Here is an 11582-nt window from a genome sequence, read left to right on the forward strand (position 1 = left end):
GCAGCATCTCCGTTCAATGACTCGAATGATCCGAGCCGCCCAGCACATAGCTCTCGGGCACCGCGTCGAAGGCGACGACCTCGCCACCATGAGCTTCGGCAAACTGCCGGGCGGCCTGTTCCTCGCCGAAGGGAACCGCCTCGTCGCCGCCCATGCCGCCCTTCCTGGTGCTGCCGATCACGTACCAGGCGCGGCGCGCATCGACCCAGGCTCCACGTTCGGGATGGTCCCAGTTCTTCACCTTTGCCATATCCGTCACGTAGATTGCGGCGATGTCCTTTGGTTCCTCAGGCAGCCTGGTGAAGGCGATGGCATCACGGGCGGAAGAAAACCAGACCGCCTCGTCCCGGCTTTGCAGGATTACCTGCCCCTTGGGGCCAGGGTGCTCGACGAGCGCCATCCCGCAGTAGTGTCCTATCGCCTCATCCGTCACCTCGTGCGGAGCCGGGGGAGCCGACGCCTGCTGTTCCTCCCCGCAGGCGGCGAGCAACAGGAGCACCGCTCCCAGGATGGCCGATACCAGGATGGTTGGTCCAGGACGACCCATCATACCTGCCTCCTTTGAAATATCATTGCCGCCAGGGTCAGCGGCACGGCGATCCAGGCGGCCAGCGCAGTCAGCAGGAGTGCCGGCGGCAGGCGCAGGGTCTCGGCCAGACCGGCCATGCCCGCGAAGACGCTGACATTGGCGAAACCAGTCAGATTGAACAGGCGGTAGGCATCCGCCGGGTTCAGCAGCAGCAGCAAGTTGACGACTTCCGGAGTCAGTGTCCTTCCCTGATCGGCAACCAGAGCACCCAGAAGAGCCATGTCGTAGAGCAGGACGAAAGCCAGCCAGACGCCAACGGCGAGCCCCGCCGCCGTGCCGCGGTTGCCGACCGCGGCGCTGATCAGGTATCCGAGTGCTACGAACGCGGCGCCGAGCAGGACGGAGGATCCGATCATGGCAACGAACGGCCGCCAGACGGCGAACCCGTTGCCGTTCCCCGCCGCCGCCAAGGCGATGCCGGCGGCCCCGTAGCCGAGCACAGTAGCGAAGGCGAGAATCGACACGTGCCCCAGGAACTTGCCAATGATGATCTGCAGGCGGGAAACCGGATATGTCAGCAGCAGCATCATGGTGCCGCGTTCGAATTCGCCGACAAGCGCATCGAAGGACAGCAGCAGGGCTATCAGCGGTAGCAGGAAGATTGTCAGACTGGACAGGCTGACGATGGTCACCTCGACCGGCCCGACGCCCACATTGCCTGTTGGCGCGCTGCCGAGGAAGGACAGGGTCAGTGCCAGAGCCGCCATCAGCACCGTGATCGCCAGGACCCAGCGATTGCGCAGGCCGTCACGGATCTCCCGCCCGGCAAGGGTAAGGATGTGCCTCATCCCGCGCGCTCTCCATCAAGGAACCGCGCATACAATTCATCGAGTGTCGGTGGAAAAATTTCGATGTCGCGCACAGTTGGCCCGAAGGCCGCGGCCCGCCGAACGACCTCCATCTTGCTGTCGTCGCCGCAGGTGAGATCCACGGTGAATCCATTCATTTCTGCACCAGTGATCGCGCCGTTTATAATTGAGACGTTAAGGACAGTGCCATCAAGGTGCTGGACCAGGTTTTCGGCGCGACTCTCAACCGAGATTCGCATGCGCACCGGCAAGCGTGCGATGGAGCGGAGCTTCTCGATTGTACCGAGCGCTATCAGGCGTCCCCGGTCCATGATCGCCACCCGATCGGTCTGTCCTTCGATCTCGGTCAGGGCATGGGAGGACAGCAGCACGGTGGCCCCGGCATCGCGTAGTTCCGATATGATGGCGTAGAAGCTTTGCCGCAGCTGCGGATCGAGCCCGGTCGTCGGCTCGTCAAGCAGCAGCACGCGGGGTGAGCCGAGCAGTGCCTGGGCCAAGCCGAGACGCTGACGCATACCCTTGGAATAGGTCCCGACGCGCTGCCCCGCCGCGTCCGAGAGGCCGACACGCGCGAGCAGATCACGCCCTTCGGCTTTCGGAACCCCCTTCAGCCTGGCAAAGAAGGTGATCACTTCGGCCCCAGTCATCGACGCGTTGAAGGCGATGGTTTCGGGCAGGAAGCCGACGCCGTTGCGGGAGCGCACCGCGGCCGACGCCACGGGATCCTCGCCCAGCACGCGCACGGTTCCGGCCGAGGGACGGATCAGACCGAGCATCAGCTTCATTAATGTGGTCTTTCCGGCACCGTTGTGGCCGACCAGAGCCACGCTTTCACTCGCATTCAGTTGAAGATCGACACCGCGCACCGCCACCTGCGAGCCATAGCGCTTCTCGATGTTGATCAAATCGATCGACGGGTCAGTCATCAGTCTGCCTCCGCGCTGTGGAACGACAGGCTCAGCCAGGCTGGAAGTTCCGGCAGAACAGGGCGCGGTGTCGGAGGCCTGATCAGGGGGCGGGTATCGACGACACCCCCGGGAGTGAGGGCCGGAAACTGCTTCTGAGCCCAGCGAATGACCTGGATGCCGGGGCTGTTGAGCAGCAGCTTGGCCGCCGGATACGTCCACACAATCCGGTCGATGATGTCGTTGGGTCGGTAAGCCTCATCCGCGATGCCGTCACCGCTCAGGTCGAACGAGGCGTTGTCGCTCCAGTAATTTCCCCGCCCGCCGGATGACCAGTCGAGAGAACGCGTTCCAACGTATTTGACCTGGGTGCGACTACTGACAAAGGCATTGCCGGAAAGCTGGTTACGCTCCGAACCCGCCGTGAAATGGATGCCGACCGCGCAGTCCTCGAACCAGTTGCCTCGAAAGACGTTTCGATTGGCGTTGTAGATAAAGACGCATTTCCCCGTCCCCGCTTCCGCATCGCCCGCTTCTGATTCGTCGCGCGGAACATGATCCTCCGCATCGGCGCCACCGCCCGCTGCCGCACTCAATTCTGCCGGCGATGCTTCCGGCGGAACCTGCAGAGAGGCTTCCGGTAATCGGCCGAAGACGACATTGTCCTCAATCCGCGCATTGTTCGCGAAGTTGAACAGCAGGCCGTGGTCGCGGCTGCCAACCGACCAGTTGCCGCGGATTACGAGGCGGTCCGAGAACATGATGGCCAGTGCGGCATGACTGCCGATCGACACGTTACCGGACACCTCGCTGTCGTTTGTGTACATGTAGTGGACAGCAAAACGAACGCCTTCGAACCAATTCCCCTGGAACAGGTTGCGCCGGCTGGTGATGACAAAGATGCCGTCACGCCCATAGAGAATGCGGTTGCCCAGAACCTTCGCACCGGGCGCGTTCCAGACCGAAACGCCATTGCCGGCCTCTGCGGTTCGAACATCGCGCAAGCCGATGATCAGGTTGCGCTCAACCACAGAGTCCGGCGCTCCGTGCAGGTAGACGCCATAAAGATTGTTCTCAATGCGGTTTGCCGCGACCACCGCCCGCGCAGCCGTCCGCTCGACGAAAATGCCGGCGTCCATGGCCTCGAGGTCGCGCCCGGAGCCACGGACCTCGAGGCCATGGACGGCAGCCTTGGCTGCCAGGATCGTGACCACGCTGCCGGTACCATTTCCCTGGATCACCGCGCCCGGCATGCCCTGCAGGGTGATGCGCTTGTCAAGCCTGACCGGCCCGGCATGAATGCCGGGTTGCAGGATCAGGACATCGCCCTCGGCCGCCGCCGCGACCGCGTCCTGAAGATTGACATCGGGCCGCACTGTCCGCTCAGCCGCCTGGGCAGGCCCGGCCGCGGCAAGAGCAACGGCGAAACCGACCCAGGCCCATCTGACGATCTTAACGATCATGTTGACCGCGGTTCGACAAGCAGGCGGCCGCGCATTTCCATGTGCATGGCGTGGCAGAACCAGGTGCAGAAATACCAGTGGACCCCCGGGCGCTGGGCGACAAAGGTGACCGACGCCGTCGCCTGGGGTGCTATCTCCATGTTGATGCCGTAGTTGATCAGGCAGAACCCGTGGGTGAGATCCTCCACCTCATCCATGTTGGTGATAAAGATCGTCACCTCGTCGCCCTGCTTGACCTCGATCTTCTCCATGCTGAACGCGGGCGCCACCGAGTGCATGTAGACCCGCACCTTGTTGCCGTCGCGCACGATCTCATTGGCGTATTCCAGCTCAATGCCATCCTTCTTGGCCTGGCTCCGGGCATCCTCCCAGAACGCGTCGTTGCGATCCCAGATGTGGATCGGGTTGATCTTGGATGCGTGCACGATCGTGGCGTCGTGGGGTTCGGCAAAGCTGGGGCTGTCGTGAACGAGGCGCATCTGCTCGCCGGAGATGTCGATCAGCTGATCGCATTCCGGCTTCAGGGGGCCGACATTGATGAAGCGGTCTTTGGAGAACTTGTTCAGGGACAGCAGCCACTTGCCATCGGCTTCCTTGGTCTGGCCCATCGAGGTGTGGTTGTGGCCGGGCTGGTAGTGGACGTCGATCTTCTGGACGATCGGATCGACCTTCTCGCCCTTGTAGGCGCGGATTGCCTTATCGATGTTCCATTTCACCACCTGGCTGTCGATGAACAGAGTCGTGAAGGCGTTGCCCTTGCCGTCATAGGCGGTGTGCAGAGGCCCGAGACCCAGTTCCGGCTCGGCGACGACGCAGGCGCGCGGATCGATTTTGTCCTCGAACAGAGCATCGAACTGGCGGACGTCCAACACCGTTGCGGTCGGGGCCAGCTTCCCATTGACCACAACGTGAATGCCGTCTGGCGCCGTGTTGATGCCATGCGGGCTGTTCGAGATCGGGATGTATCGGGTGTAGCGCGATCCGTGCCGACCATCAATCACCGGCACGCCGTTGATTTCCTGGAAATCCTTGTTGCGGACGGCCTCCTCGATCCGGGCCAGGTTGAAGACCACCGTCCAGTCCTGCTCTTTCGCCATCATGTCGGCGAGCGTCATGCCCTTTTCAGAGTTGTAGCAGGTTGAGAAGGCGTACTTGCCCTGATAATCCGCATCGGTGTTGTCGAGGTTGCCATCGACCATCACCTGCCAGGCGACCTTCATGGTATCACCATCGACCGCCGAGAAGATCGACCAGTACTTGTCCGGCTCGTCCAGGATCTTGCCGTCGTTGGGGAGCGGCACCTCGTATTCGCCATTGCAGAAGATGTAGCCGGTGCGCGGAAACTTCTGCACCCGCATGCCATGAACCGTGTTCTGATTGGGCAACTCGATGATCTTGTCACAGCGCATGACATCCAGACGGATCCGGGCGACGCGGGTGTTGGCTTTGTCGTTGACGAAGAGGTACCGGCCGTCATAGGTGCCGTCGGTGAACGACAGGTGCGGATGGTGGGTATCGCCGTTCGTGTAAATGCCTCCCTTGTCCGCAAGAAACTCCCGGGACTCCGGACGAAGCCCTTCGGTCAGGATCCTGCGGCTTTCATTGGTCTGTCCCCACCCGGTGGCGCTGCACCGGTTGAACACCGGGATGCGCGTCATCTCGCGCAGGGACGGCAGGCCGAAAACCCGGATCTCGCCGCTTTGGCCGCCGCTGAAGAACGCGTAGTAATCGTCGAGCTGACCGGGTTCCAGGTGCGAGGTGGCGGCGCCCTGCTCCGCGGCGGCGGCGGGCATCGGCGCCAGGATGGACTGGCCAATCAGGGTTGCCGCCGTACCGCCTCCAACGCCGGTCAAACCCGCCAGGGTTGCCAGCTTCGCGGTGCCGCCGAGCAGCTCGCGGCGATCGATCGACATTGCCTTCTCGACAGCTTTCTTCGTTTCATCGGACATTTTCTCATTCCTTCGTTGATTGCAGAAGATCATCGCCCCTGGCGGGGACCGCCTGCAGCCTTCCATCCGGAAGGCCGCTGATTTCCGCTTTTCGGCCGCCCGGTTGCGCCGTCGGAGACGACATTGCCTGACGCTTCTCACGCTTGAGGCGCTTCTGGATCACCACCGGGCATTTATGATCGTGGTGATAGAGCATCTGGCAGTGCATGCAGGAGATGCACTCATTGACATTGATGTGCCCTTCCGGATGGATGGACTGGACCGGGCATTCGTTGGCGCAGCGCTGGCACGGATTGCCGCATTCGCGGTAGCGGCGTAGCCAGTCGAACATGCGCAGGCGCGCGGGAATAGCCAGCGCGGCACCGAGCGGGCACAGATATCGGCAGAAGAAGCGCTCGATGAACAGGTTCGCAACCAGCAGCCCGACCGCGAAGGTGACGAACGGCCACTCGCGAACGAAACGCAGCACGATCGCCGTCTTGAAGGGCTCCACCTCGGATACCTGCTCGGCGAATGTGAGAGAGTAGAGCGACAGGCCGAACAGCCCCAGGAAAATGATGTACTTGATCGGCCACAGGCGTTCGTGCAGGCCCCACGGCACCCGGATCTGCGGCACCTTGAAAAAGGTGCGCCCGATGCGGTTGGTCAGCTCCTGCAAAGCGCCGAACGGGCAGAGCCAGCCGCAGAAGGCACCCCGCGCCCAGAACAGCATCGACACGGCAACCGCTGACCACAGGAGGAAGACCAGCGGAGACAGCAGGAAATAGTCCCAGCTGAAGCCGGTGATCAGCGCGTTCGTGAAGGTTAGAACGTTGACCACCGAGAGCTGTGCCGTCACCCACCAGCCGAGCCAGAACAGCGTGAAGGTCAGGAACGCCAGCCGGACACGGTCGTACAGCCTGGGCCGCTTCACCAGCTGGTGCTGGAAGAAGAAGATGCCAGTCAAGACCCCGAGCGATGTCCCAAGGATTGCGATATCGACCGTCGAGCTGCGCCAGATCCGTTGCCACAAGGGCTGGTCAGGAGCACCGGTGATCTGTGCTGGAGATGGGATCCCCTGGGCAGGAGCTGCCTGATTTGTGGCATCCTCGGCAGGGATGTCCGGTGTGTCGGCCACGACGGCGCGCTGTTCGGTCCTGACATAACGCTCGGGAACCTGATAGGTGACATCGAAGGTCAGGAAGGCCTTGTCGCGAGCGCCGACGGAGCGCTGCACGAGCAGCTGAAGGCGCCACGGTTCCACCGGGTTCAGTTCGGTCCCTTCCGGGACGGCAAAAATGGAAATTTCCTGAAAACGGGGTGCCCCATCGGCTGCGATCTGGTTGATCCGCTCGTGATTGCGGTCGCGGAAGCGGATGGTCTCCTGGTCCTGAATGACCTCGATCCGATCGAAGATGCCGCCCCGGACGTAGCCGGACCCCTTGAAGCTGTAGGATCCGTTGCCGGCAACCAGAATTGCCTGCTGGCCTGGCTTGAGGCGCTTCCGGAGACGGTCGTAAGCGGTCTCGCCCAGGAGCGAGCGCCCGATCGTCGGCGCACTCACCAGAGCGGTGTAGAGGTCGATGAAGGTGGCATCCGGTTCCCCCGGCTCCGGCCGCGCGACAGCAGCCTCATTGCCCGACCGGACGAAGGCCTCATTGATGTCGCCGACGGTCAGGTGAAGACGGCGCAGCGAGCCGTCTCCGACCAGGCTTTCCCAGTCACGAATTTCCGCAGTCGTCAGGTCAATGGTTCGCGCCGGCCGCGGAATGGCGGCGGTGACTTCAGGCTGCGCACCGCCCAGACCGCGCAGTTGGGCGACACGGCCGGCTGACCGCATGATGCTGTCGCCCATCACCAGGACGGTGACCGTGGCGCCGCTTACGATGTCCACCGACGTGCCGGTGTCGGTGGTGGACGATGGCCGCAGCGCATTCCGGCCGATAAAGCCATCGATGAACGCGGTAATTTTACGCTCGGGAATGCCGATCAGAACAATCGGTTCCTTGTGCTCGACCAGCCTGGCTCCCGCTATCGTGCCATCCAGATCGAGGCCGACTACGATATGGATCGGCTTGCCGGAATACCCAACGGCGTTGACGAAGTCGGAGTTCAGAAAAGCGTAGCCGAGCAACCGGTCGCCCCGGTAGGCCGGTACCACAGGCGGCGATCCCTGCAGCGGCCCGAAGCGGTCAGCCTCCGGGAAGACTTGGGCGGGCTCCACTGTCGCGAGGAAATTGTCCAGATTGGCCGTCTGCTGCGCCGACGATACAGCCGGCAGCATGCAGGTCATGGCGATCACCATGAAGGTCAGCAGTAAGAGCCGGACTTTACCAGTCATGTAGCCACCTCCAACTGGGATGATCCCGCGGAAACTGGACTCTTGCGAAGTATCTGCCTGTTGCTCAGTATCAGGAAACTGTTTTCGGAGACCGTGTGATGGCATCGTCCTTCAGCCCGACTTCCTGGCATGTTTCCTCGGTGGAGGAACTCATGGCGCTGGCTGAAGCGCAGGAGCGGCGGGCTGCGATGCGCTACGATCAACTTGCCGCACTCATGGACCGCTTTGGCAGCCGGGAGACGGCAGCGCTGTTCCGACGATTGGCAGCCATGGAGCGGGAGCACGTCGAGGCCTTGGCCGGCTGGGGTGGTTCCGCGGCTCCGCAAGGGAAAATCCCCGACGGGATGGGAGAAGGAACGGCTATTGACAGCGACGAGGTTCCCGCGTCGCTGACCCCCTACCGGGCACTGGCGATCGCGGTCCGGAACGAGGAGCGGGCCTTCAGCCTGCTGACCTATGTCGCGGCACATGCGGGAACATCCGAGATACGCGCCCGGGCCGAGGCGCTGGCTCTCGAAGAACTCCAGCATGTGGCGCTGCTGCGCGCCCAGCGACGCAGGGCATTCCATGTTGAGCGTCACGATGCGCGTGATCATGAGAGGGACATCGAGGCCGCCATACGCTCCACCGCCGACCTGCGGAAAGTTGCCGGAAAGCTGCTGTCCCGCGTGCTTGAGACCCATGAAGGTCTTGCTCGAGAGCTGGTGGCTATCGGAGATCAGAGGAGAGCGGGTATGATGTCCCGCCTTGCCGCCGATGAACTGGCCGAAGTCCGGCGGCTCGGCATCCGCTACTCCGGGTCTGAAGCCCAGACTGCCGGAAAGGACGGCACGACAGGATCGGCTGCCCCGTACTCCGACGCCATGCGACCGGTCGAGGATATGGTTGATATTCTCCTGGCTGTTGCCGAGCGCAGCAAGGACGAAGGGGTTGTGCGCGAGGCACAGCGGCTGAGCGGTCTGGTAATCACCTGGTTGGCAGAGTTGCGGGCATATCTTGAAGCGACTGCTTGAAGCCCCAAAGTCGGTCATTCTTTACTCGTCCAATCCCAGTGGGATTGTCTGCGCTTATGTGACACACGCCCTTGCGGCGAGAAGCCGACTGACTTCTCACCGAAAGGGCGCGCCGCGACTAACGAAGCTCAGGAATTCTGTTTCAGGTAGGCAATGATGTTCTCCCGCTCATCCTCGCTCTTGATGCCTGGGAATGCCATCTTGTTACCGGGAATGAAGCCCTTCGGGTCGGTGAGGTATTTGTCGAGATTGTCTTCGGTCCACGTTACATCACCCTCCTTGACGGGCTTGGAGTATGAGTAGCCGTCCACTGTCCCGGCTTTGCGGCCGACGACGCCGTGAAGGTTGGGACCTACCCGGTTCGCTCCCCCCTGCTCGGCTGTGTGGCAGGCCTTGCACTTGTTGAAAGCCTTTTCTCCGGCTGCCGCGTCGCCTTCAGCTAGCGCGATGGAAACGGGAGTTGCTGCGAATAGCACGGCAGCGAATAAGATGGCCTTCCGAATCGTCATTTTGTCATTCCCCCTTGCAGTTGTTGTATGTTGCGCGATTATCCGCAATAGGCGCGTACCGCAGCATAAAGAAGCTTATCTCAAGAATATCCACCACAATGACATAATTTTATAAAACATGCTTTCAGTAAATTCAGTAGGCAATCTTTGTTTTATGATTACATAATAGACATTTATTTATATGTAATTATTGATTATCATTATAAAATCGTTGAGTATAAAAATCTTTTTTAGCCCAAAGGATCTTGTCATTCTCTCCTTTCTGCAGCAGTAACAACGAATACCTACAGGTCCTATGATAGGAGACATCTGAGTAGCTGTCGTTGCTCCAGAGCAAACTTTCCGGGAAAATACATGCGAGACAGCGTGTTTCATGGTGGGTTTCACGACGTAACGATAGATTTTACATATTGGCTGAGCAGATCGGAAGTCGTGGTAAGGTGGAGTGGAAGATCGTTCTTTTTGCCCGCGCTGCGGCAGCGTTCGGGTGTTAAAGTCCGGACATGCGCGGGGCAAGCAACGGTGGCTGTGTCGGCGCTGCCGATACGAGTTCACGCGCCCTGACGGCTATAGCGCACCCGATGAGGTGAAGCAGGCGGCGGTCACGTTGTACGGGTTCGGTTTGTCGCTCAATGCCGTCGGTCGCCTGCTCAGGAGTGGTGCCCAGTCGGTCATGCGGTGGGTTTGCGCCTACGGTGACCGGAACTCCCGAAGCCGGAGGTCGAGCCGGTGCCGATCATCGAGATTGACGAGATGTGGCACTATCTGCAGCGCAAGACGAACCGGGTCTGGATCTGAAAAACCTATGACCGGGCGAAGGACCGGCTGATCGATTGGGAATGCGGCAAATGTGACGAAGCCACGTGCCGGCGCCTGTTTATGCGTCTGGAACTATGGCGGCCTCGGCTCTACTGCACGGACGACTATACCGTCTACGACACTGTCTTGCCGATTGGGCGCCATTACGTTGGCAAGGATGAAAGCGTCCGGTTGGAACGCAACAACGGTCATCAGCGGCATTGGGTAGCATCCTGCCGCCGCCGCTCCATCGTGGTCTCCCGACCCAGCGCGATGATCGATCGGGGTATGGCCTTGTTCGCCCACTTGCACGTCAATCGCGGCGCAAAGCCTGAGATGCAGCGTCTACCCATCGCTCAGAAAAAGAGGATCAAGATTGCTTAAAAGCCATCATTACGTCGTGAAAGCCTTTCCGCGCGCGCCTTGTATTTTCCAAGCGCCGGACCACTCTACATCCCATGCAGGATACGCACCCCTGTTTCACGCCCATTCCGACATCGCTGCGAGACGTGTCCCGCATGGTGGTCGGGTCGGTCGTGTCCGAAGGTTGGTAGGAATTGCTGACGGCGCATTCTCCTGAGCATTACGGTCGTCGGATCAGGCGGCGAGGTCAAGGGGCTCGTCATTGGGAGCGACGTGCAGGGTGTCCCAGCCGTCAACGCGGCGTAGCGTGATCTGGCCGCTGGCGAGCAGGGCCGAGCTATGGCGGAATTTGGGTGACGAGGTGTTCAGGCGGCGCTGTGTGATGCGGGCACTCTGACCTCGATGCCGTCGCGGAATTTGACGCCCTGTATGACTTTGGGCAACTGGTTTTCGCCCTGGAGCCGTCGCCAGGTTCTGGATGCAGCCGAGATCAGCTTGAAGACCATGAGCTTGGCGGTGTCCTGGGAAAGCGCGCCCTTGGTGCGGACCGTCCGGTGCCGAACCGTGGCAAAGACACTTTCTATGGGGTTCGTGGTCCGCACGTGATCCCAATGCTCGGCCGGGAAGCTGTAGAAGGCCAGCAAGGCATCGCGGTCCTTGGTCAGGCACTCGACGGCCCCAGAGTACTTGGCGCCGTACTTCTTCTCGAAAACGTCGATGGCGTGCTCCGCCGCCTTGAGGTCGGGCGCCATCCAGATCTCCCGCAGGTCCTGCTTGACCGCGGGCTGGATGGATTTCGCCAACTTGTTGATAACGTTGCCGGTTTTGTGCACCATCCGAACGCAATTGGTACCGTTCGATTTA

The 11582-nt window shown here is 61.2% G+C and carries 11 protein-coding genes; 3 read left to right on the top strand and 8 right to left on the bottom strand.

What is annotated here, in order from left to right:
- Positions 1 to 13: 13 nt before the first annotated feature.
- From N826_RS30580 to N826_RS30605, 6 genes are read right to left on the bottom strand one after another with little or no spacing between them, the layout of a single operon-like run.
- Complete coding sequence (locus tag N826_RS30580; RefSeq protein ID WP_211099426.1) at positions 14 to 550, bottom strand: nitrous oxide reductase accessory protein NosL; 537 nt, start codon at positions 548 to 550, stop codon at positions 14 to 16.
- Entirely contained in the window at positions 547 to 1377 is an 831-nt protein-coding gene (locus N826_RS30585) for an ABC transporter permease subunit (RefSeq protein WP_044435232.1), read from the bottom strand. The genes N826_RS30580 and N826_RS30585 overlap by 4 nt, the downstream gene beginning before the upstream one ends.
- Positions 1374 to 2324, bottom strand: coding sequence for an ABC transporter ATP-binding protein (locus N826_RS30590; RefSeq protein ID WP_044435234.1), 951 nt, complete (start codon positions 2322 to 2324; stop codon positions 1374 to 1376). Before N826_RS30590 ends, N826_RS30585 begins: the two co-directional genes overlap by 4 nt.
- Positions 2324 to 3766 (bottom strand): nitrous oxide reductase family maturation protein NosD, encoded by a 1443-nt coding sequence (locus tag N826_RS30595; protein WP_044435235.1) that lies wholly within the window; start codon positions 3764 to 3766, stop codon positions 2324 to 2326. The genes N826_RS30590 and N826_RS30595 overlap by 1 nt, the downstream gene beginning before the upstream one ends.
- Entirely contained in the window at positions 3763 to 5715 is a 1953-nt protein-coding gene (nosZ, locus tag N826_RS30600) for a TAT-dependent nitrous-oxide reductase (RefSeq protein WP_044435236.1), read from the bottom strand. Before nosZ ends, N826_RS30595 begins: the two co-directional genes overlap by 4 nt.
- 4 nt (positions 5716 to 5719) lie before the next feature.
- The gene (locus tag N826_RS30605; RefSeq protein ID WP_084721306.1) at positions 5720 to 8035 is read right to left on the bottom strand and encodes a NosR/NirI family protein; all 2316 of its coding nucleotides are present in this window, start codon (positions 8033 to 8035) and stop codon (positions 5720 to 5722) included.
- Positions 8036 to 8133: 98 nt separating this feature from the next.
- On the opposite strand from N826_RS30605, the gene N826_RS40685 reads away from it, so the two are divergent.
- Positions 8134 to 9048, top strand: coding sequence for a ferritin family protein (locus N826_RS40685; RefSeq protein ID WP_052832313.1), 915 nt, complete (start codon positions 8134 to 8136; stop codon positions 9046 to 9048).
- A gap of 128 nt (positions 9049 to 9176) precedes the next feature.
- Here the strand turns inward: N826_RS40685 and N826_RS30615 are convergent, their stop codons facing one another.
- Entirely contained in the window at positions 9177 to 9557 is a 381-nt protein-coding gene (locus N826_RS30615; RefSeq protein ID WP_044435238.1) for a c-type cytochrome, read from the bottom strand.
- A gap of 487 nt (positions 9558 to 10044) precedes the next feature.
- On the opposite strand from N826_RS30615, the gene N826_RS46030 reads away from it, so the two are divergent.
- Together N826_RS46030 and N826_RS46035 are read left to right on the top strand one after the other, a co-directional pair.
- Positions 10045 to 10386: an IS1/IS1595 family N-terminal zinc-binding domain-containing protein gene (locus N826_RS46030; protein WP_425600606.1), complete on the top strand. Its 342-nt coding sequence runs from the start codon at positions 10045 to 10047 to the stop codon at positions 10384 to 10386.
- On the top strand, positions 10386 to 10739 hold the full coding sequence (locus N826_RS46035) for an IS1 family transposase (protein ID WP_425600607.1): 354 nt from the start codon (positions 10386 to 10388) through the stop codon (positions 10737 to 10739). The genes N826_RS46030 and N826_RS46035 overlap by 1 nt, the downstream gene beginning before the upstream one ends.
- A gap of 344 nt (positions 10740 to 11083) precedes the next feature.
- Here the strand turns inward: N826_RS46035 and N826_RS30625 are convergent.
- A partial coding sequence (locus tag N826_RS30625; RefSeq protein ID WP_044435275.1) for an IS256 family transposase occupies positions 11084 to 11582 on the bottom strand: 499 nt, incomplete at its 5' end.

Source organism: Skermanella aerolata KACC 11604 (assembly GCF_000936425.1).
GTDB lineage: Bacteria > Pseudomonadota > Alphaproteobacteria > Azospirillales > Azospirillaceae > Skermanella > Skermanella aerolata.